Genomic DNA, 22,370 nt, shown 5'->3' on the forward strand with positions numbered 1-22,370 from the left:
TTTATTTAATGGTATAGCGAAGCAACAAAAAACGGCACCGATAAGAATTACTCTTATCAGTACCGAATATTCTAGAACCTAAAGAAAAGCTGCCCCTGCCACCGGGAATCCCGACAGCAGAGGCGGCTTTTTGATTCGTATTAGTGGTCGCTGATGATATCCTTGGTAAGGGCATTGATCTTAACCTCAATGGTGTGAGTCTTGTTGACCACGTCAACTTCCCAGACCTGCTGGCCATCGTCGTTTTCGAGTTTCCACTCCCGGGCGTGCCCGTTTTTGGCCGTCTGTTCGGCTAATGTGGTGGCCACCTGACGACTGATCGTCTTGTCCAGGTTGAGGGCATAAAATTCTTCGTCGTGGTCAAGCTTGGTGGAGTGGCTCCAGGCGATCTTATCCGTTTTGGCGTTGATGATGGCGGTGTACTCCTGGTCCTTATCGAAGCCGTCGATCTGGCAGCGGTAGTCCTTGCCCTTTGGCTTCAGGGTAATCTCCGTTATCTTGGCATCCTTGAACTGCTGGTTAAACTTCTTGACAGCTTGCTTCTGGCTGAGCTTGATATCTGTGGTGTCAGCCTGCGCTGCGTTGATAATGGTGGGGGCAATGGCGAAACTAGCTCCGGCAATGGCACTAGTGGTCAATATGGTAACGGCCATCATGCGCACGAGACGTGACTTCAGTGAACTTGGTTTCGTCATGAACAATCCTCCTGTAAAATCAGTGTTTCGTTAGTATTAATTATATCAAGTTTATAATCAAAATAATGCTGGAAAGTGATTAAGAATAACGTAAGAATGGGCATATATAAAAAAGGACTTAAGTCACTGTCCGATTTTGTGTTAATAGTCATTGCATCAACAACATCATTAGGCATACTTGTGTGCGACTTTAGCACAAGTTGCGGCAACAATCGCCCCCAAGAGGTCATCAATAAAGGTATTGACATGGTTGGGATCTTCATCAAATTGCTTGATAATGCCATATTTGACCCGGTCGAGATATCCAAAATTAGTGACGCCAATCGTTCCATAAATATCCGCAATTTGCAGCGCCAGCGACTCATCCACCCCGAAGACTCCTGCATCGTTTCGAATAATCGATAAAAGAGGTTCCTTTAATTTGTTTTCTTCCGCAAGCCGATCAAGTTCCAGGCCGACCATCACGTTATTTAGCAGCTCACGTTTGTGGAGAACGCTGTTCAACTCTTCATAACATTCCTGCTCATTTAGTTGGGGTAAAAACTGTTTTTGCAGATGGTAGGCAATTTTGCTCAAGGCATGAAGATCGACGTTGCGCTTCTTTAACTCCGCAACCACAAAATTATAAGCTTTAGTGTCTGGGTATTTAAAATTCTTACTTTCCAAATTGAATTCCTACCTTTCTGTTTGAGTGTGTAAAATAGTCATTGTATAATAAACGACATTAATTAGGAGTAGAGTCGGAGAAGAAATCTTAACGCTTCCAACCGGCATTGAAAGGAGTCCAGCTTTTATGTTATATAATGCCGCACTCGTACTCGAGGGTGGTGCAATGCGTGGCCAGTACACGGCTGGCGTTCTCGACACCTTCTTAAAAAATGACATTGAGCTTAGTTCTGTCATCGGCGTTTCGGCAGGTGCATTATGTGGTGCCAACTTTGTTTCCAAGCAGTACGGTCGTGCTTCAGGGGTCAACATCAAATACCGTCATGATCGGGATTACATCTCCCTCACCCACCTCTTTAAGCGAGAAAACATCATCAATTTTGACTTTATCTTTACTGACCATGGCTATCGCTGGCATCAGTTTGATGAACGGGCATACCGCCGTTCTGCTTCAGACTTTACCATTGTTGCAACGTCTTTAGCAGACGGTAAAACCGTGACTTTTGATAAACCGGTAGGCCGTGATCTCGTCAAAGCCCTCAAAGCCTCTTGCTCGATTCCTTTTATTTGCGATCCGCAAGCAACTACTCAGGGACCCTGCTTAGATGGCGGGGTGGCCGACTCAGTTCCCTACGATCTGGCATTTGACCAGGGCTACAACAAAGTAGTCGTCATTCGGACCCGCAATCGTGAGTACCGCAAAAAACCATCTGGCAAGCTGATGGAACAAATAACTAATCACAGCTTTGAAGATCATCCGCAATTTGCCAAAGCACTAATTAAGCGACCGATCATGTATAATCAGCAAATCGAGCAGATCGATTCTCTCGTCGATGAAGGCCGGATGTTCTGCATCGCTCCCAAAAAGCCAGTAAAGATCGGTCGTCTCGAACACAGTACGAAAAAAATTCGCGGGCTCTACGAAACCGGGCTACGTGAAGGTGCGGCTGCGGTACCGGCATTAACCCGTTTCTTAATGGATACCGCATATTAACATTAATATCCCCAAAGATCGTGAGCAACATCGTTAATGATGTTGCTTTTTTGGTGCAGCATTGGATGACTGGTCCGCGGATAAACGTGTTCGAAGTAACGAGCACTAGTATCTTTTACCAAATTACGCAACATTTCTGATTGGACATGCGGAACGGAGCCATCAGTGCGCTGCTGGTCTTTGCTCCCCATCAGATTGAATACTTGGTCGTTGTGGTGAGTATGAACCGCTTTAGCTTCTTTTTCAAGTTTTTTGAAATTATCATCCGTCGACCGTTTGGCCAGTGTCCAACGATAACGGGTTTTGGTGCCAAAACTTTCGTCGACCGGTACTCCTAAGAAAACAATCTTCCGAAAGTCGATCATCCGCTGAATATACTTCGATCCCAAATAAGCGTGGATGAATTCAGTTCCACCGTATGAATGCGCAACGATATTCAGCTTCGTGATGTGGTAACGCTGGTGTAAGTCTTTCAGAACGGCTGAAAGTTCGCGCACTTGGGGATGGTAGCTGGCACTACAATTCCAAACGTAGAGCAGCTGAATCAAGACGTTTTTTTGTCCTGGCTGATAGTGGCCATGCACAATTGTCTTGCCATTTGGGAAAACCCAAATTGTCATAAGCTTTTGCCCGATATTTTTTCTTTGAAAGGTTTGAATCATCTTGTCAGTACTCCATGTTCCCCCTCCCCAGCCTGGAATCATCAAAGTAGGGGTTGAAGAGTATTGGTAGTTGTTGGCGAGTTGATTCCTTCTTAACATGCGCCCGTGACTACCTCGCAGCATCCAAATTTGAAATAGCAATACACCGACGAAAAGTATTAACAGAACTCTTTTTATCCATGTCCAAGCAATTTTCATTGAAACTCACCAACCCCAACGTTTCTTTACTTATCTAGTATAATCCTACCTAGTAAAACTGCCGGTCATAATTTTTGACGATGGCTGACAATAAAATGAATTTTTTTAAGAGTGATTTTCCGCGCCATAGCAAGGCTTTCGTGAATCCGTTTTCAAAAATTTTGTGCAAGCGATTGCATTATTGATCTCATCGTATTATAGTGATAATTGTAAATTGATAGTTTGTTAGTTATTCATTGCAATTATTTATTGGAGGTTCTTCATTATGGAGAAAAGTAAAGGTAAAAAGCAGCTGCCAACGCTTGCGTTTGCTACTTTAATGTTAATGACTTTTGGTAACCTCGGGACTTCGATGGCTTTCGCCCTGCAAAGTGCTAACATGGGGCGGATTTTTCAGACCTTAGGTGCCGACCCAACGAAGCTCGGTTTCTTCTTTATTTTGCCACCACTAGCAGGGATGATCGTTCAACCGTTAGTCGGCTACTTCTCAGACCGGACTTGGGTGCCGAAGATCGGTCGGCGGCTTCCTTACCTGATTGTCGGGACTGTCGTTGCCTTGATCGTGATGTGCCTATTACCAAACTCCGGTTCATTCGGTTTTAAGACATCCACTGCGCTGTGGTTCGGTGCCATTGCTATCCTATTCATGGACCTGTCTTCTAACATGTCAATGCAGCCATTCAAGATGATGATTTCTGACATGGTCAACGACGAACAAAAGGATATGGCTTGGTCCTGGCAAACAATCTGGGGCAACATCGGTTCTGTTGCGGCCGACCTCTTCCCGTTCTTCCTGACCTTCATCGGTGTTTCTAACGTTGCTGCTAAGGGTGATTTGCCAGCATCAGTTAAGCTTTCCTTCTACATTGGTGCCGCCATCCTGGTCGTTTCCTCTGCCTTTACTATTTGGAAAGTTGATGAATACGACCCGGAAACCTACGCTAAGTACCACGGTTTCAGCAAAGATGAACAGATCAGCGAAAACTTCTTTACGATTGTCAAAAAAGCACCAAAAGTTTTCTGGACTTTGGGGATTGTTGAATTCTTCTGCTGGTCAGCCTTCCAATACCTCTGGACTTACGGTACCGGGACGGTTGCACAAAATATTTGGCACACTAGCAACCCTGCAAGTGCAGCATACCAAGCAGCCGGGAACTGGTTCGGTGTTCTGTCTGCCATTGAAGTGGGTGTTGCCATTGTCTGGGGATTGGTCCTCTCAAAGTTAAACAACAAACTGCGTAAACCAGCTTACTCCTTCGGCTTGATCCTCGGTTTCTTAGGATTCTGGGGTCTGTCAGTTGCACCAACCAAGCTGATGTCATTCATCGCCTTCATCGGGATCGGAATTTGCTGGGTAACGATGAACTCAATTCCATTCACCATCCTGACGAACGCTCTTGACGGTAAGCACGATGGTACCTACATGGGTCTTTTCAACTGCTGGATCTGCTTCCCGCAAATCGTTGCTTCGATTGTTTCCTTTGGTCTTTACCCACTGCTTGGCAACTACATGCCACACATGATCCTCACTTCCGGGATCTTGGCGTTGATCGGTGCCTTCTCCGTTTGGATTGTTAAAGAAACTTCAGTTGAAAAAGGTGACATTGACTAATCTCAATGTGAGCACATAAAAAACCGCGTCACATTTGGCGCGGCTTTTTTTGATGCACTTATTAACCAAACAGCCGAGCAAAAAAGCCCTTATGTTTCGGTGACTCAGATTCTTCGGATTCATGATTGTCATTTTGCTCGCTTGTATGGGGATTTGGCTCCCCAATCCACCGAAAGAAATCGGGGCATTTGATCTCTACAAACTTCCCAGTCTTACCGTTAACTCCATCGACACAAATCTCAACGGGCAAGGCATTGCGATACTCTTCCATACTATTTTCCCCACCAAAGCCGTTGAATGTATTAAGCTTTGCCATGTCGAACAGCAGACTGTCCTTTTCCTTGCGATAGAGGAAGTCATTGGGCTGAGTGATATAAAGTTTGGCCCACTTGCTGCGAGCACTTTCCCGAAAATCATCACAAACCGCATCGGCAAAGTAATCTGGAACCGCCATACCGGCCATTTGATAGTAATCTTTGAAAATCAAACGGGTATTAGCTAAGAAATCCAGGCGTCCAGTCTGATTGTTGAAAATCCGCCATGGCGTTTGATCATTTTCTAGTTTCTCCGCCATCCGTACAACAAAATCCTTGAACAGACGATTGTTGAGTGTCTGCCGGACATTAAAGATGTACTTGTTAGCTTCACCCTTCTTTTTCTCGTCAATTACCTTGTCAATTTGCAAATAATAAGTCCGACGTGCAGTTTCACGCAACATCGTAAAGCCAGAACTGTAATTGGTCGTTCCGATCATCGGTGCAATTGGCCGGGGATGGTTAACGACTTCATTCATCGTATCGACAACCAGGTGCCGACTGTACTGGGCCTGTTGGAAGAAGTACGGTTCGATTTCATCAACTAATACGGGATAGGTACTTCCCTTCTTCATATAACTTTCCAAAGCCTGCACCGTCTTAGCTTTTCGTTGATTAGTCCCGTTCGGATAAATCGTTCCAAAGTCAATTAGCGACTGATCGGAATTCCAGGTTAGTTGGTTAATCACGCGCAGAAGGGTTGACTTGCCGGACCCTGCCGTAGCCCCAAGAACCAAGAAATTAGGGACATCGTTACCATCTTCGGGATTGAGACTCGTTTTTTGACGAATTTCCCACATGAAGGGTGCAGTAAAACTGTAAAGGATAGCCTCAAAGAAACGCTTACCATATTCGGGCGTATAATCGACAACAAATTGCTGGTACCCCTTCATGACCGAATCGATGCTGTGAAGGGAATCCCGAATTTCGGTGGTCGTTGCTAGCTTGCCAAAGGGTAGCGGATAAGAGCTAGTATCGTTTGGGACAAACAAGCCCGTCGTCTTGCGAGCTAAATTCCGTTCCAATGGTCGATCATAAAGGAAAGTCTTGTATTTCTTTTCAACGGCCTGCTCTTCTGCTGTTAACGGCGATTTTAGCGCATTATGGACATTTTTCATAATCTGCTGCCGATTCTTTAGCTTCGGATGCGCAGCTCGCGGTGAGACACTCTCCTTTTGCAACTGCATCAATAAGTCATCCTGTTGAATGCGACGCCGTTCTCTATCTTTGGAGGCCGTACGGTTCATCGTAACGTCCCGCATATCACGAGTGAAATTCGGCGTAACAATGTGCTCACTAAGCTGTTCCTGAAGCTGCTTGCTAAGCAAATCAGTCAAACCGTCTTCTGCGATCGCATCCGTCGTCTGGTTATCCAGAATGACCAGGCTATCCTTGCCAGCATTGTCTTTATGCATTGCAGTCAATTGTTTCTGAGCCGCCTTGAGCAATTCTTCACTGAAGAAAGGTACCAAGACCGGTTTAAGGTCCACTTTAAAATGAACCATCATATTGTCATAAAGCGACTGGTTATCAAAGACCAGCACTTCTTCAAAACGGTTCTGGTTGTCGGTGAATGATTGCTTAGTCAAATTTGCAGATGTAACAATTAACCGATGTTCATTACTAGTAGGGTTATTCAGGAGATAAAAGCGTGAATTGATCACTTGGGTTGGCGCCATTTCTATTTTCAAAACCCCACCCAAAACAGCTAATTGCAACTGACTAGTTAAACTCTCAAATACTTTGGCAGGTTGCTTGTCAGCAATTTTCCTCATCGCTTCAACTAAGGCAACTTTGGTTGACAGCTCTGCTTTGCTGTTACCCTGCTCGGGTGCCTGGTTGGCAATCACCAGATCTAATTGCACAAAATCAGCCAAGTATTTATTAATAAAATCAGGATCAATTGTTCCGCAAACAGCAATCAACTGGCTATAACGATTGCTATCAAATAGCTCGCTGATGGACATCATTTCATCCTGGCTATTATGAATGATGTGCAAACGCGAAAGATTATCACCAATTTTGTGCTCTGGATTCTGCTGTTTTTTTTCTGCTGCGGCCATGATAACCCCCTACTATCTATCGCGGACTGCCTGAATATGGGCAAATGTCTATTAAAAACCTTAAGAATGGAAAAGGCCCCGTTGTTACGGGGCTTTGACACTTTATTTCAATGTTGCGCACTTTGCAATACAACAGGTCTTCCGTCCGATTTGTCAAAAATAATTATATCACATTTCCAAAGGGGACATTATTTATAAACCACGTGGTAACGAGCGTGACGATCATCGTTTGATCCTGACTCTGCAGCTCTGCCAACAGGAACCATCACTGTGGCCTGATACCCTTGCTCTAATCCTAGTGAAGATAATAACTGTGAATCGCTGTTAATCTTTAAAGCGCCACTCATGACGTATACCGATCCCAACCCTAATGCTGTTGCCTGAATCATTACGTTTTCGGCAGCAGCAGAAGCGTCACGCTCACCAAACTTGCTATCATTCTTGGTCGCAATCAAGAAAAGTAAAGGAGCACCATAAGCTGCGTTATCAGTTGTTTTTGCAATACGGGATAGCAAAGTAGGGTCAGTCACAACAACAGCCTGCATCACATCTGTTTCGTGCATTCCGCACGGACTAGCTTGAAAAGCATCGACTAATTGCTGGATAGCAGATTCGTCAATTGCTTTATTACTAAATTTACGAATTGAACGGCGTTTTTGGATAATGTTTTCCATGTTGGTTTCCTTTCTTTTGTATTAAGTTAAGGTAAATATTTATTAATTATAATAATTAATCATGTTCATTTAGCCACTGCATCAACACCCGCTCGTAATCATCATGGCGCTCAACAAAGGACATGTGACAACAATATTCAAACAGCTCCCATCGTGAGTGCGGAAGTCGGTCCGCCATTGTTTTTGCAACGTAAGGCGTACATAAATCATCAGTCCCACTAGTAACAAGAACCGGACTGGTAATCTTTTGAAGCTGATCTAAGTAGTCAAAATCATGGAGGTTCCCTTGCGGATTGTACTCATTTGGCCCCCATCCGGTTAAGTAAGCAGTCTGCCCTGTCCGCTTGGGTCTTCGTAAAGGCTCTGGATCATCCGGACGCGGGGCCGAGTTACAGTGTAATTCCATGAAACGATCATTGGCTGCTTGATAGGCTGGACTCTGAAAGTTTCCACTGGCTTCTGCCTGGGTAATGGCCTGCTGATCTTTAGGGCTCATCAACTTGATCAGACGGTGCAGTTCCTTAGCCCACAACCAAGATGCTGGCAAGGTACTGGCAAAAATTCCCGATTTGATACCGGCCGGTTGCTCATCACAAAGGTAGATGATTTCCAGCATCCCGCCCCAGGACTGCCCCAGCAAGTGAAGACGATCGAGTTCTAAATACTCACGTAGGGCCATCAATTCCTTTAACCACGTTTTGGCATTATAAAATTTATTTGCCCGGTCATCAGGCATCGATGATTTACCACAACCTAATTGATCATACATGATCAATTGCCGATGATCCTTTTCGGCTAAATCATCCAATGTTTCAAAATAGTTGTGGGTCGACCCTGGGCCCCCATGTAGCAGTAATAAGGGAGCCTTGGAACTTTTTTCCCCTACAATACGGTAATAGGTTTGAAACTCGCCAAATGGCATGTAGCCTTCACGAACTTTTGTCATGATGAAACTCCTTTTAAGTGGTGATGATGCCCCGCTTGTTCAAAGTGGGGAGGCAAACTAATCTTAACAGTTTGCTTATTGCCGGCAACCTTTCCCAGTTTAAGATCCAATTCATATGCCTGATCACAGATGGAAGGAATCCGTAACAAGTCACCAGACAACTGCGCACCCTGGCTAACGATCAACGGTATCTGCGTCGTTAAATGGGAAAGCTTCTGAACCAACTCGGCCGCAACGTCATCATTGGTGGCCAAGATGCAATCGAAACGCCCCGCCACTAATTGCGGCATTATCTTGCTGGCATCCCCAAAATTAGCCACCCCATGAAAGGTCTGAAAATGGACGCCGGGCAAATAATGGCGGACATTGCTTAAAGTTTGCTGATAAGTCGGACTATTGGGACTATCGCGATAGAACAAGATTGCCATTTTCTGCAAGTGGCGCGGTTGCAAAAAACGAAACATTTCCCGGTATCCCGGATGGCGGTCAACATAAACACTGGAAAGCCCATAAGCACTGGCGTCTTCCAAGCAAATAATCTGACCATAGTGGCGATATTGGGCAATCTCGTGCAGCGATATCTCGTGTGAAGTAAAGATCAAGGCGTCGAAGTCATGACCGCGCAATTGGCGCAGATATTGACGCTCACGATCCAGCTGGTACTGAGAAGGCAAGAAGAGCAGCTCATAGTGAGCTTTCATCGCATAATCCAATAAGCCCCGCATAATTTGATTGATATATGGATGTTTCGCGTAGGAAACCACCACCCCGATGCGGTGCGTTTCCCCCATGCTCAATTCACGCGCAATTTGGTTAGGGTGATAATCCAAGTCATCAATTGCCTTCTGAATTGCAACCCCAGTCTGTTGGGCAACATAACCCGAAGAATTAATATAGCGTGAAACAGTAGACTTAGCATAACCCGCTCGATCCGCGACATCTTTAATTGTAATCACAATCCACTTACCTCCTATTTTGGAAACGGCTATCTATATTCCACCTATTACCATAATGGATGGAACGCGTTCCACATCAAGGAAATAAGTAGCTAATCCTCGTCATCTGCCAATAAAAATGCTGGCCGACAGTTTTATTGTAGCAATATTTGCTACCGCCGTCGAGAAAACGCTACCACTTTCATCGATTCGCTCAGCTTTCCTGACTCAACCGTCCATCGACGATCTGATACAGATGATCCGCAAAGTCCTTTAAGCGCTCATCATGAGTGACAACGACGACCGCTTGCTGCTTTTCGTGCGCCAAACGGGCGAGTAGTTGCCCCACAATTTGGACACGATTCGAATCCAATGCAGCCGTTGGCTCGTCTGCTAGCAAGATTGCCGGTTGCTGATAAAGAGCCCGGGCAATCGCAACTCGTTGCTTCTGTCCCCCGGAAAGCTCACCAGGATATTGGTCAAGAAGGTGGCCGATCCCGAGTTCGTCAAGCAGGTGTTTCAGTTCCGTTTCAGATAAAGTTTGGTCATTTGCGCGGTCGACAAGCTTAAACTGATCGCGAACCGTCAAGTAAGGTAGCATTTCATAATTCTGCAAAACAAATCCAATTTTGGTTAACCGGAGCCGATCACGCTGTCGGTTGGATAATTTGCTGATATCCTCCCCTTCAACTAAAACGCGGCCACTGCTTGGCACTTGCAAGCCGGCAGCAATCGTTAAAAAGGTGCTTTTCCCCGAACCAGAGGGTCCGAGAACGAGACTGAGCTCTCCACTAACGGCTTTAAAATTAGCATCTGTTAGGGCGTGAACGATCCCAACCCCACTACCAAAAACTTTGCTGACGTGTTGTAATTCAAGCTGTACTGACATTTTTCCACCTCATTTCAATGCATCGAGCGGATCAATCCGCATAATCATGATTGCCGGCAGGCTAGCGCCTAGAAGGCCAATCCCTAAAATAGCCAAAGTCATCCAGGCCATTTCGCGGCTCTCCAGCAGAATTGGCATCCCACTCGGCAACAGCCGAACTGTCAGCAGGGTCAAAACAATTGCGAACACGAGCCCAGTGATAATCAAAATCAGCGACTGAGCAATGATGGCGCCCATCAACTGCTCAGCAGAGATTCCTTGCGCCCGCAATAGGGCATACTGTTTGGTCTTCTGCATCGTCAGAATATACAGAAAGACCGCAATAACCACTAGCGAAATAACTAACAGAAAGGCAATCATCATCTCGAAGGTGGCATTTTGTGCCGTATACCCCGGCAGTTTGTTGATAAAGTTGTCAATGGTGTAACGCTGTAAACCTACGTAATGATGGGTACTGGTCTGATCGCTGACAATCCCACTAGCAGTAGCGTGATTACCTTGAATTTGTTGCCACTGTCCCAAACTACAGTAAGCAATCGGCGCAATATTCAACTTCGCATTTCTTGCAAAACCGACAACCTGGTAATGACCGCTGCCGTTAAAAGTAACTTTCGACCCCAAATGATAACCCTGATTTTGGAGTGACTCATCAAGGATTATTTGACCGGGATGCTGGATACGGTGACCACTTATCACTTGGATTTTCTTTTTAGCGATAAAATCGCCACTTTTTAAACCCACCAGTTGAACGTTCGCTTTATGCTTGGCGCCGTGGCACCGTGCGAGTTGCCCTGGCAAGTCACCGATGACGGCCACATGTTGCGGATTATAACGACCTATCTGCTGTTGACTAATAATCGACTGGCTTAGACGATCATTGGCATTTTTATTCAGCCAAACCGTCTGAGCGTTCCAGGATTTCAGTGCAGCCGTGTTTTCGTTGCTCAGTCCATTCATTAAGGCGAGGAGCATGAAAAGCAGATAAGTGATCAATACGATCATGGCAATGATCAGACCGTAACGCATTTTTTCTTTTCTAATCTCTCTTAAAGCTAAAAACATCTTCTTAAAGCTTCCCTTCCAACTGGTGCAGAACAGTTCCTAAACGGTGCAAAATTTGATCCTGTTGTACCGGACTAACAATGGCCTCGTTGATGGATTGGTGAATTAACGTCTGGACCGCCCACTGATAATCGCTCGTCTTTGCCGTGGTGGACCGCTCCAACTGATGACCATGCGCGTGAAGCAACCCTTCGTTAATCTGAATATGGAAAATCATCCATTGTCGAAGGTCCTGCTGATCGACATCATTTAAGAACTGCCGAATCGCCGTTAAAAAATCGTCGACCGTTGGCAAATGTCCTCCCGTCAAATGCAAAGGTTGATGTAATTGTTTCATTGCTTGCTGGTAAGCGTAGAGGTAGGCGTCATCAACGTCTGCAAAGTAAACATAAAACGAGCCCCGCGCAATCTCAGCTGATTTGACAATTCGCGCCACCTGCACACTGGCTAGGGAATGTCTAGCAAACTCTTTCTTCAGTGCAGTCAAAATCCGTTCCTTTTTGGTAGCCTTTAAGTCTTCAAACTTTTTACTGGGCATTTGGAAGCCTCCTTTTTCGATAATGACACCGTGTCATTAGAATGCAAATCCTATAGTAGTAGTAAAATGACATCGTGTCAATAATGGCTGTAAAAAAAACGACCAGGTCAATTAACCCAGTCGCTTGATCGCATCCCCCACTAGCTGAGATCCGGATCAATCAGGATTGACTCAGCGAGCAAGGTGTCGTTGTAAAGACGAAAGACGTATTCTTCCATATTTTCCCGTTGTGAAACCATGTCCAGGTACTCACGCTCGGCCCGAAAAGCCCAGCGCAAAGCGCGTTGCTCGAGTTCGCGTTCTTGCGCATTAAACTGCGGATGCTGGTTAGAGCGCAACCACTGCTGCCAAAAGTCCCCCACTGAGTTGGCCGTCCGTTGATCCTGAAGATCGAACAAAACCCGTTCTCTGACCTTTTTAGGCAAGTAAATCTTTTCAACGACCTCCAGCCCTTCTGCCACCATTTCATTGCGAAGAACGGCCAGCTGTCGTTTGGCTTTTTTGGGAGAAATTTTGTGCGGCAGAATAAAAGGAAAGATAAACGACGGCATCAACATACTCAAAACAATGACAATCGTTTCTACCAGCACGACCTGACGGAACTGTTGACTTGTCAGATGATCCGCAATCAAGAACACCAACGCGAGGGTAACTGCTCCACGCACCCCGCCGATTGAAAAAATCAAACTCCCCCGGTTTGACATTCGGCTCAGCTTCCCGTAAACAAAACGAATCAGGAGGTTAACTAAATAGATGCTTACAGCAACGATGAGCCAGGACCAGCTAACAATCTTGCTGGCAATATCAATTTTGATGATCCGGACGAACATAATCCCTAGAATCACAAAGACCATGTTATTGAGGATCTCCTGAACAAGGTTGTTGATCGCAATCCAATTGTAGAAGTGGTGGGGATGCAGGAAACGGCTGTTAGTGCTTTCGCTATTCTGCATCAGACCGGCACATACTACCGCCAGGATTCCTGAAACGTGGACTTCTTCGGCAATCAAATAGGTAAAAAAGGGTGTGGTAATAAACAGAATCACTTGCGCGTTGGCGGCAATCACGTTATTGCCTTCCATCAATCGCCGAAAAGTGATCATAATCAGAGCAATAGCAATGCCGATCAAGACTCCGCCAAATGCTGATTTCAGAAAGTCTAGCATCGCCGAACGGTAGTGAAAATTACCGCTTTCTACCCAAATGGCAGTGGCCCCGACGAGAATGATCGACGTCGCATCGTTAAAGAGCGATTCCATTTTTAGAGGTAATTTTTGTTCTCCCGGCATTTTCAGTCCCTCAGAAACCGTTTCCGTTGCCGTGGCATCCGTCGGTGTGCTAATTGCCGCTACCAGAAAAGCAATTGCAGTTGGGATACCGAGTACAGCAACCAGTGAACCGGTAATAACCATTGAAACGACAACAAGGATAATGCATAGACTAACAATTTGCACTAACGAATTGCGAACCAAGTTAACCTGTGTAGCTTGTCCCTCAAAATAAATCAGCGGAGCCACGATGTACATAAAGAATTCGGCCGAAAATGGGACCACCAAATGATTTAATGGTGCAATCAAGGCAATTGTAATCCCCACCGCAATGTTGACATAGTTAATCGATATTTTCGGGATAAAAGCCGCGATGAAACTGCTAAACATCGCGGCCATGATCACCGTAATCAAAGATAGCAAAACGGTCATTTCTCTATCCTCCAAGGTAAATAATCTGTCCTATCTTACCATAGTTAGGCCACAACACTGAACTCTCAAGACGAACAGCTAAAATTTAAAAACACCGATGATTCTCAACATCGATGCTCTTGATTTAATTGTCTTTACCGTTGCGTCACTGCACCGGTTGCATAATTGATGGATATATTACGTTGGACGTTCGGCACGAAGCAATTAAATTGCAAACTACCATCTGACGACTTGGCTTCGATATGTGCCCCGGCTGGTACGAGGTTGTTTCCATCATAAATATCGGTAACCCGATAGCGCACATTTTTACCTCGATCTAAGGCCTGACGAACTAGCCCTTCATAATAATTTTGACCTGTCGAAGCAGCACTCCCTGCTTCATTGGCCCACGCAGTTTGAGCCGCAATATTATTGGGATTAGATTCCGACGCGTTAAAACCCCGCAAGCCCCCGACCAAGGCATAACCAAGCAAATGCCCCCGATCGTATGCGTGCGAGTAACCACCAGTTAAATTAGTTGCCTGCAAAAAGCCAGCCGGCTTCCAAGAACTAGCACCATTACCGGTTACCGCTCGATTTTGGTACTGACGGGTCGTTTTGTTGAGCCAGGCATCCCCCTGCCAAGGCCGTCCCTGGGCATCTAAGTGGTTAACCGCCCACGGGGCCGCATTTGTATTGGCATTGAGCTTTGTCCGGTTATTATTCACGATAAAAGCGCCAGCGTTATTCCACTGGATGGAACTACCAAGCTGTTTCTTGACGGTAGGCGTCAAAACAGCATCTGCTTGCTGCTGGGTTGGTGGCTGACGGACCGCTCGTTGAGTCGTTTGGTGCCAATAACCAGAACGTGTCCACGCCAAGGCCTGACTGAGCCGTGATTGGCCGCCCAGATTCAAAAAAGCAAACAATAAAACAACAAGTGGGATCAACCAATGACGACTTAGCCAACCGCGTCGCCGAAATTTTCTCATCCTGCTGTCCCTCCTTAAAACTTTTCTTTGATTATACATCCATACGAACATCTGTTCATATTTTCTTCTAATAAACAACGGTGAATCCAAATTTAGTGCATATTAATTGCATAAATACGCAAATTAGCTGGACATTTTGTATCTAAAGCGTATAATTTGCATTATATTAGATCAATCTCATTTAGTTTTAATTAAAGAGGAAGATAAAATGGACAAATCAATACTAAATAAACAAGTTCAACAGCCGAATCAAAACATTTTAGCCAACGTGTGTGCGATGGCCGCATCAATGGATGATGTGATTGACCTGTCAGTTGGTGATCCGAATTTTAAAACTCCACAGCCCATCATTGACTTCGCTTTTAAAAAGACAAGTGCCGGCATGACCCATTACACCGCGGCTAACGGCTTGCCAGAATTAAGGCAGGCCCTTTGTGATTATTACCAGCAACAATATTCTTTAGTTTACAATTCCGATCAAGTTCTCATTACAGTTGGTGCCCAACACGGGATGTTTTTAGCACTAGAAACCATTCTAGATCCGGGCGACGAGGTAATCATTCCCCAGCCGAGCTACTCGCCTTATGTCAACCAGGTCAAACTAGCCGGTGGCAAAGCAGTCATTGTTAACTGCCAAGCAACAAACAATTTTTCCATCAACACTGACGATATCGCTGCCAAAATAACTGACCGGACCAAGGCAATTATTATCAATACCCCGAACAATCCAACGGGACACTTAATGACCGAAAGCGAAATGAAGGGTCTCGCCCAATTGGCAATCCAGCATAATCTTTTGATTTTAAGTGATGAAATCTATTCCGACTACGTGATGCCGGGTAAACATTTCATGACAATGGCTAAATATGCGCCAAATAACGTTGTCATCAACAGTGGAATGTCCAAATGCTTTGCGATGACCGGCTGGCGGCTCGGTTACCTCATCGGTCCGGACTGGCTGATCGACGCAGCTAACGAAATCAACGACGCTATCTGCTACGTTGCACCGACGATGTCCCAGGAAGCAGCCTTCTATGGACTTCAACACCATGATGAGATGACTAATCCAATCGTCAACGCCTTTTGCAAGCGACTTGCTTATCTCAAAGATAGTCTTGACCACATTGACTGGCTAACCGCGATGCCGGTTGACGGCAGCATTTACCTTTTCGTCGACATTAGAAAAACGGGCTTAAATTCCGTCGACTTTGCGAATTACTTGCTCCAAAAAGCTGGCATCCTCGTCGTGCCTGGTCTTGCCTTTGGACCGGCTGGCGAAGGTTTCATTAGAATCGCGGCAACCCAGCCACTTGCAACCATACAAAAGGCGGTCCAAAAGCTCAACACGCTTGATTTGAAGGAGGCCTAAAATAAAATGAAAATTATCATGTACGCTACCCTGGCACCAGAACAAAAGTACATCAAAGAATGGGCAATAAAAAACGATGTCGAGGTCAAATGTGTTACAGAGAGACTCAACGCGCAAACTGTAGACTGGGCAAAAGGTTTTGACGGCATTGATTTTCAACAAACCCAGTCGCTCGAGCCGATCGTATACCAAAAGCTCCACCAATACGGGATTAAACAATTAACGGCGCGAATGGTTGGTTACGATATGATCGATTTTAATCTCGCCAAGAAATACCAGCTGACCGTTACTAATGTCCCGGCTTATTCGCCTCGCGCCATCGCGGAAATGGGTTTAAGTCAGGCTCTCCAACTTGTGCGAAAAATGGGCTATTACTATCAGCGAATGGACCAGCTTGACTTTCGCTGGGCCGGTCTCGAGAGTACTGAAATATACAACTTAACGGTTGGAATCATTGGTGCTGGCCATATCGGCGGGGCAACAGCGCAGCTCTATTCCCTGTTGGGCGCTAATGTTATCGCGACAGATCCGGTTCATCATCCAGAATTAGAGGCTTATCTGAACTACACGGACCTTGACACGGTCCTCAGCCAATCTGATATCGTCACTATTCACACCCCACTCAACAAGCAAACAGCTAACCTCTTTAACAGCCAGGCCTTTCAGAAAATGAAGAATACTGCCTACCTGATCAACATGGCCCGCGGTGGTCTCGTCAAAACCGATGACCTGATTCAAGCACTCCAAGAAGGACAAATTGCTGGAGCGGCGCTGGACACTTTGGCAGATGAAGGACAATTCTTCGAAAAGAAAGCGCAGCCCGAAGAGATTCCTGAAGACTACCGAATTCTGCGCTCAATGCCGAATGTACTGATCTCACCCCATTGTGCCTTCTATACTGATACCGCTATGAAAAATATGGTCGAGATGGGACTGGATGATGTTGTAGCCATCATCAACGGCAAACATCCCCAGTATCCCGTTATTCCGCAATAACAAATACCCCCAGAGCTGATTGCCAACTCTGGGGGTTATCAATCGGCTGGCCAAAAACCAGCCTCTTTTTATTTAACTGTTTTTACTGCCTTATGCCGAGAACGAACCCAGTAAATCAAAGATAAGAGGATGAGGACCACAGCGCCAACGCTGACGGAAATTCGTGTGTCAGGGTTAATGAACATGAAGACCAAAATCACCAACAGTGAGATGATCGCAAAGTAGTTGAACCACGGGTATAACGGCATCTTAAAAGGATGATTAACAAGCTCTTGTTGATTGTCATGACGGAAACGTAATTCGGACAGCAAGATCACAAACCATGGTACCATCCCCGGCAAAACACTAGAGGAATAAACAACCACGAAGATGTTATTAAAGGACGGACTAACGATCCGCAAAATTTCATTCAAAATAAAACCGATGAAAATCCCGGCAGCGATTGCCATAATTGCAACGTTCGGCACAACCCGTTTGGACAATCGCTTGAACAACCGCGGAGCCTGGTGATCAACTGACAGCTTGTATAGCATCCGACTAGCACTATAAATTCCTGAGTTACATCCAGACAGGGCAGCCGTCAAAACGACAAAGTTGATGATGCTGGCTGCTCCGGTAATCCCCACTTTTGTAAAGGTTTCAACAAATGGTGAACCCACGGAATTCAACTGGTTCCATGGATAAATAGCGACAATCACAAAAATTGCTCCAATGTAGAAGATCAAAATCCGCCAGATAATTGAGCGAACTGCCTTCACAATAGCATCTTGAGGATGTGAAGCTTCACCAGCAGTAATCCCTAATAACTCAATCCCTTGGTAAGAACCGACAATGATTGAAAGGGAGAACATGAAGCCTTTGAAGCCGCCAGTAAAGAAGCCGCCATGCTTCCACAAGTTACTGATTCCCATCGGTTGCCAGTGATTGCCCAAGCCAACGCAAATCACCAACAAGCCTAAAATAATCATGAAAACGATCGTTGCGACCTTGATCATCGCAAACCAAAATTCTAGCCTACCATAGGCCTTAGCACTGGCCAGGTTTGCAAGAGTTAAGGTAACAATCGCTACAACCCCGGCGATCCAGTTTGGCATGTGCGGCCACCAGAAATTGAGATACTGAGTGGCGGCAATCACTTCTGAAATTCCGACCACAATAAACTGAAAGACATTGCTCCACTTGGTTAAGTAGCCTGCCAGTGGATTAATATAATGAGTAGCATAATCAGCAAACGAACCAGTACCAGGCCGCAAGTAAATCATTTCGCCAAGCGCCCTCATTACGGAATATAAAACAATCCCCACAAAAGCGTAGGCTAACAAAACAGACGGTCCTGTCCACTTGATTGTCGACTGCGACCCCATAAAGAGTCCAACACCAATCGTTCCACCCAGGGCAATCATTTCCATTTGAGCTGACGTCAACGTCCGTTTCAGCTCAGTGCCATTCGAATGTTTTTCGCTCATGATTTCATCCTCCCAAGACAAGATAAGCTTCAACAAAAGCTTAGGCAATTATTAGAATACCATTAAAATATAATAATTCGCAAGTATATTCAGGAGGTTTATTATCTGTTCATTCATTCATCCGACGCGTTGTTTTGGTAAATCCCAGCATCGATGCCATGACCATCAGAACACCCAAGAGACTGAAAAGCTTCTCAGAATGATCACCAAGCTGCGGCAGTTTGTCGTTATTGTTCGTTGTGGCAGCTGATAGGGGCATCTGGTTGAGCTCGTTTAGTTTTTCCTGGTCGCTAGCGATCCGATCATCAACGGTAGAAGCATTGCCTGCCTGATTTGGAGATGCTTGGTTCGACTGATTTTGATCAGGAATTGAAACTGCTGCTTGTTTGCTAGCAGACGAGTCCAAGGTAGATGTTTGCCGGTTTGACTGACCCAATTGGTTAGTACTCTGCTTGTTACCTTTAGCTGGCACTTCAGTATCTGTTGCTTGTCCGATATCAATCACCTTTGCAGGTGTTGTTGCTTGGGCTGTCTCCTTATCGGTGACATGGTTATCCTTTTTTTGGGAATCAGTACCCTTAGTGCCATCTTTACCGGTTGATTCGTCCGTCTGGCTGCCATCATCAACCTTTCTGCTTGGCTCAGTTTGAGTCGTCTCATCTTTCGCACTGCCCTTTGCAATCTCTGAATCAGTTTGCGTCGCTTCATCCCTGCCTGGAGCGGTCTGTGTACCACCATCTTTAGTGGATGGATCATCAGTCTGCGTCACATCATCCTTGCTTGCTGGTTCATCCGTCTGGTTGCCATCATCAACTGGCTTATCTGAATTGGTTTGCGTTGCATCATTCCCAGTGTCTGGATGGCCATCATCTTTGGATTGATCTTCTCCTGTCGACTCATCATGTCCTTGAGCCGGTTTTCCAAAACTGCTAGAATCATCCTTTTTCCCCGGGTTAACTGGTTGATCCTGCCCAGCACTGCCATTGTTGTTAATAAAGAACAAATCTAGCGGTTCCAAGGAAAGGGATTTGGTCGGGTGATCATAATCACTCACCCGCGTCATCATCTTAGTTAACGAAACCTCCTGCACCGACTTAGGAGCGAGCTGGTAATTCGTAAATGATGGGATAACGATATGATCACCATTAACGCTGGAGCCCAAAAACTTGCGATTAATTATTTTGTCCTCACGTGTTAAGTGATTGAAATATTCTTCTGCACGGCAAATAACGTTCACAATTTTTTGTTCCGTTGGCCGATCAGCAAAGTGGCAATTGAAAACGAATTTAAGATTTTTAGCTAGCTTATTACGAGTCACCCGCGGGTATACTTTTATGTCATAATGGTCCTGCCCTGTCGGCGGAGTCCAAAAAGACAGGACAGAGGTGCCATCCGCTTTATCCGTGTAAGCCGTCAGCGCATCCCTAACCACCGCCGGTAAATTAGCAGGCTTTCCTGGCAAAGCCGCAACATCAGTTTGGTAAATGACCTTTCCCTCTTCGTTGACGAAACGAAGGTGATAGCTGCGTTGCTCTGTGCTTACTAAGGGAGTCCTCACCACTCCGTTATCAGCATGAGCAAACTGCGGTTTGAGCGTTCCAACCGACAAGAACACCAAAGACAGACTCACACTACTAACAATCATCCTATTTACGACAGCGTTCTGCTTTGCAAATCCATACTTATTCATGAATTAAACTCCTTCTTTGTTTCTCACTAAATAAGTACGGCAAAAAAGTGAAACACCCCTACAAAAAAATCTCCGCCAGCTGACGGAGATTTTTTTGTTACATCGCTGAAAACAACACCCGTTCAATATCATCAACAATCTGTTCAGGCGTAAGATGATACCACTTGTATAAAACGTCTTGAGGAACGTTATCAGCAAATTCACGTGGTGCCCCGAAGCTCAAAACTTTCATATCGCTTGCTCCATAATAACGCGCCAGCGTTTCACCAAAGCCGCCATCTAGACTGCCATCTTCCAAGGTAACGACCAGATCATGATTTTCCTGAAGATAGTGTAGATCTCGCTGATCAATTCCCGTGACTGAAACAGGGTCAATTAAGGAAGCGTCAATGTTGAGCTTCTGCTTTAGCTCCTTTTGTACTTCCTGACCCAGCTGCCAAAAGTCACCAACAGCCATAATAGCCACCTGACTACCCTTGTGAGCAACCGTGTAGTCAATATGTGTGTAATTATCATGAGGCGCAACACTATGGAGAACCGGTTTTTCCGGTTGCCGAATCAAAACTGGCACGTCGCGCTGTTTGATTCCCCAGCGAAGCATTGAAAGCATTTCTTCAAGTGTTGTTGGAGTGAAATATTCCAAATTCGGAAGGTTACTGATAAATGAAATATCAAACGATCCCTGGTGAGTAGCTGAATCACCACTAATCGTGCCACCACGCACGATCATCACGATCGGTGCATCATTCAAAGCAACATCATGAATGAGCTGATCAAAAGCCCGTTGTAAGAAAGTACTATTCATAAAGACCACTGGCCGACTGCCCCCCTGGGCAACAGCGGCAGCACTCGAAACGCATTCCTGTTCGGCAATGCCGGCGTCCCAGTAATTATCGGGGTATTTCTTGGCGAAGCGCTCCAAATCAAAGAGGCCAGGAGTGGCAGCATTCATCGCCATGACTGGCACCCCATTCTTGATCTGCCGTTCCAGTTCATCAATCACCGCTGAACTGTAGCTCTCTTTCGGGGCCGCCTGCAATGCTTTGCCTGTTTTCGGGTCAAATGGCGGACGCCAGTGGAATTCACTCTTGTGTTCTTCAGCTAGCTTATACCCCTTTCCCTTCGTGGTATGAATGTGGAGAACAATCGGGTGATCAATATCCTTTAGCTCTTTAAAGGTCTGGATCATCGTTGCCAAGTCGTTACCATCCGCAACGTAGCGGTAGTCTAACCCCATAAACTTAAAGATGTTATTCGGCGACTTGCCATTGGTATCCCGCAACTCTTTTAAGCCGCTATAAAAACCACCTTGGTTTTCATCAATGGAAATGCCATTATCATTGACGACAATGATCAGATTGGAATGAAGCTTAGCTGCATTATTCAGTCCCTCAAAGGCAAGACCGCCCGATAAGGAACCATCCCCGATGACGGCAACAATGTTTTCATGCTTGCCGAGCTGGTCACGTGCAATCGCCATTCCATTGGCCAGGGCAATTGAAGTCGAGGTATGGCCAATTTCGAAGAAGTCGTGGTCACTTTCTTCGGGTGAAGAATAGCCGCTAACATCCTTATAGTGTTCAGGATCCAAAAAGGCCTGTTTCCGTCCCGTTAACATCTTGTGAGCATAGCTCTGGTGTGAAACGTCCCAAATGATCTTGTCATGGGGCGAATCAAAAACATAGTGATAGGCCAGCGTCAGTTCGACAACCCCGAGGTTTGGCCCCACATGACCCCCAATTTTTTCATCACGTTCCAGAATCAATTGCCGAATTTCACCAGCCAGCTGTTCTAGCTGGTCTAGTGTCATCGGCTTCAGATCCTCGGGTTCATCTACCTGGTTTAATAGGTAATCCGGATGCATATTCATCAAATCCACCTCTTCAGAATCATAAGTGTCATTTACCCGTTCGCTATCATACTCTTTTAT

Annotated in this window: 19 protein-coding genes; 4 read left to right on the forward strand and 15 right to left on the reverse strand. The window is 45.6% G+C overall.

The features are described from left to right. Window positions 1–140: 140 nt before the first annotated feature. Entirely contained in the window at window positions 141–695 is a 555-nt protein-coding gene (locus QOR82_RS05165; RefSeq protein WP_283583708.1) for a PepSY domain-containing protein, read from the reverse strand. 168 nt (window positions 696–863) lie between these two features. Further along, on the reverse strand, window positions 864–1,361 hold the full coding sequence (locus QOR82_RS05170; protein ID WP_283583709.1) for a phosphatidylglycerophosphatase A family protein: 498 nt from the start codon (window positions 1,359–1,361) through the stop codon (window positions 864–866). 127 nt (window positions 1,362–1,488) lie between these two features. On the opposite strand from QOR82_RS05170, the gene QOR82_RS05175 reads away from it, so the two are divergent. Beyond that, window positions 1,489–2,355, forward strand: coding sequence for a patatin-like phospholipase family protein (locus QOR82_RS05175; protein ID WP_283583710.1), 867 nt, complete (start codon window positions 1,489–1,491; stop codon window positions 2,353–2,355). A gap of 2 nt (window positions 2,356–2,357) precedes the next feature. Here the strand turns inward: QOR82_RS05175 and QOR82_RS05180 are convergent, their stop codons facing one another. Next, window positions 2,358–3,215, reverse strand: coding sequence for an alpha/beta hydrolase (locus tag QOR82_RS05180; protein ID WP_326521487.1), 858 nt, complete (start codon window positions 3,213–3,215; stop codon window positions 2,358–2,360). 265 nt (window positions 3,216–3,480) lie between these two features. Here QOR82_RS05180 and QOR82_RS05185 point away from each other — a divergent pair, with 265 nt between their 5' ends. Continuing rightward, window positions 3,481–4,827, forward strand: a complete 1,347-nt coding sequence (locus QOR82_RS05185) for an SLC45 family MFS transporter (RefSeq protein WP_283583712.1) — start codon at window positions 3,481–3,483, stop codon at window positions 4,825–4,827. A 61-nt stretch (window positions 4,828–4,888) separates the two neighbouring features. Here the strand turns inward: QOR82_RS05185 and QOR82_RS05190 are convergent, their stop codons facing one another. The 9 genes from QOR82_RS05190 to QOR82_RS05230 all read right to left on the reverse strand — a co-directional run bounded on the left by QOR82_RS05190 (window position 4,889) and on the right by QOR82_RS05230 (window position 14,919). After that, complete coding sequence (locus QOR82_RS05190) at window positions 4,889–7,204, reverse strand: ATP-binding protein (RefSeq protein WP_283583713.1); 2,316 nt, start codon at window positions 7,202–7,204, stop codon at window positions 4,889–4,891. 188 nt (window positions 7,205–7,392) lie between these two features. Beyond that, entirely contained in the window at window positions 7,393–7,878 is a 486-nt protein-coding gene (locus tag QOR82_RS05195) for a nitroreductase family protein (RefSeq protein ID WP_283583714.1), read from the reverse strand. A 55-nt stretch (window positions 7,879–7,933) separates the two neighbouring features. Continuing rightward, the gene (gene pepI / locus QOR82_RS05200) at window positions 7,934–8,824 is read right to left on the reverse strand and encodes a proline iminopeptidase (RefSeq protein WP_283583715.1); all 891 of its coding nucleotides are present in this window, start codon (window positions 8,822–8,824) and stop codon (window positions 7,934–7,936) included. After that, entirely contained in the window at window positions 8,821–9,780 is a 960-nt protein-coding gene (locus QOR82_RS05205; RefSeq protein ID WP_283583716.1) for a LacI family DNA-binding transcriptional regulator, read from the reverse strand. The genes pepI and QOR82_RS05205 overlap by 4 nt, the downstream gene beginning before the upstream one ends. A gap of 193 nt (window positions 9,781–9,973) precedes the next feature. After that, window positions 9,974–10,648, reverse strand: a complete 675-nt coding sequence (locus tag QOR82_RS05210; RefSeq protein WP_283583717.1) for an ABC transporter ATP-binding protein — start codon at window positions 10,646–10,648, stop codon at window positions 9,974–9,976. A 9-nt stretch (window positions 10,649–10,657) separates the two neighbouring features. Further along, the gene (locus tag QOR82_RS05215; protein ID WP_283583718.1) at window positions 10,658–11,710 is read right to left on the reverse strand and encodes an ABC transporter permease; all 1,053 of its coding nucleotides are present in this window, start codon (window positions 11,708–11,710) and stop codon (window positions 10,658–10,660) included. 4 nt (window positions 11,711–11,714) lie between these two features. Beyond that, window positions 11,715–12,248: a TetR/AcrR family transcriptional regulator gene (locus QOR82_RS05220; protein ID WP_283583719.1), complete on the reverse strand. Its 534-nt coding sequence runs from the start codon at window positions 12,246–12,248 to the stop codon at window positions 11,715–11,717. A gap of 140 nt (window positions 12,249–12,388) precedes the next feature. Beyond that, window positions 12,389–13,948 carry a cation:proton antiporter gene (locus QOR82_RS05225; protein WP_283583720.1) on the reverse strand — a complete coding sequence of 520 codons (1,560 nt, stop codon included), beginning with the start codon at window positions 13,946–13,948 and terminating at the stop codon, window positions 12,389–12,391. A gap of 134 nt (window positions 13,949–14,082) precedes the next feature. After that, window positions 14,083–14,919: a DNA/RNA non-specific endonuclease gene (locus tag QOR82_RS05230; RefSeq protein WP_283583721.1), complete on the reverse strand. Its 837-nt coding sequence runs from the start codon at window positions 14,917–14,919 to the stop codon at window positions 14,083–14,085. 208 nt (window positions 14,920–15,127) lie between these two features. On the opposite strand from QOR82_RS05230, the gene QOR82_RS05235 reads away from it, so the two are divergent. Both QOR82_RS05235 and QOR82_RS05240 read left to right on the forward strand, forming a co-directional pair. Beyond that, window positions 15,128–16,288: a pyridoxal phosphate-dependent aminotransferase gene (locus QOR82_RS05235; RefSeq protein ID WP_283583722.1), complete on the forward strand. Its 1,161-nt coding sequence runs from the start codon at window positions 15,128–15,130 to the stop codon at window positions 16,286–16,288. Window positions 16,289–16,294: 6 nt separating this feature from the next. Next, a complete protein-coding gene (locus QOR82_RS05240; protein WP_283583723.1) occupies window positions 16,295–17,284 on the forward strand; it encodes a D-2-hydroxyacid dehydrogenase in 990 nt (329 codons plus the stop codon). Between the two features lie 68 nt (window positions 17,285–17,352). On the opposite strand, the gene QOR82_RS05245 is transcribed toward QOR82_RS05240, so the two are convergent. The 3 genes from QOR82_RS05245 to QOR82_RS05255 all read right to left on the reverse strand — a co-directional run bounded on the left by QOR82_RS05245 (window position 17,353) and on the right by QOR82_RS05255 (window position 22,310). Further along, window positions 17,353–18,750, reverse strand: a complete 1,398-nt coding sequence (locus tag QOR82_RS05245; protein WP_283583724.1) for an amino acid permease — start codon at window positions 18,748–18,750, stop codon at window positions 17,353–17,355. A gap of 109 nt (window positions 18,751–18,859) precedes the next feature. Next, a complete protein-coding gene (locus tag QOR82_RS05250) occupies window positions 18,860–20,440 on the reverse strand; it encodes a fibronectin-binding protein FnbA (RefSeq protein WP_283583725.1) in 1,581 nt (526 codons plus the stop codon). 97 nt (window positions 20,441–20,537) lie between these two features. Next, window positions 20,538–22,310: a 1-deoxy-D-xylulose-5-phosphate synthase gene (locus QOR82_RS05255; protein WP_283583726.1), complete on the reverse strand. Its 1,773-nt coding sequence runs from the start codon at window positions 22,308–22,310 to the stop codon at window positions 20,538–20,540. Window positions 22,311–22,370 lie beyond the last annotated feature (60 nt).

The sequence above is a fragment of the Limosilactobacillus difficilis genome, from assembly GCF_947387495.1.
Classification (GTDB): Bacteria; Bacillota; Bacilli; order Lactobacillales; family Lactobacillaceae; genus Limosilactobacillus; species Limosilactobacillus difficilis.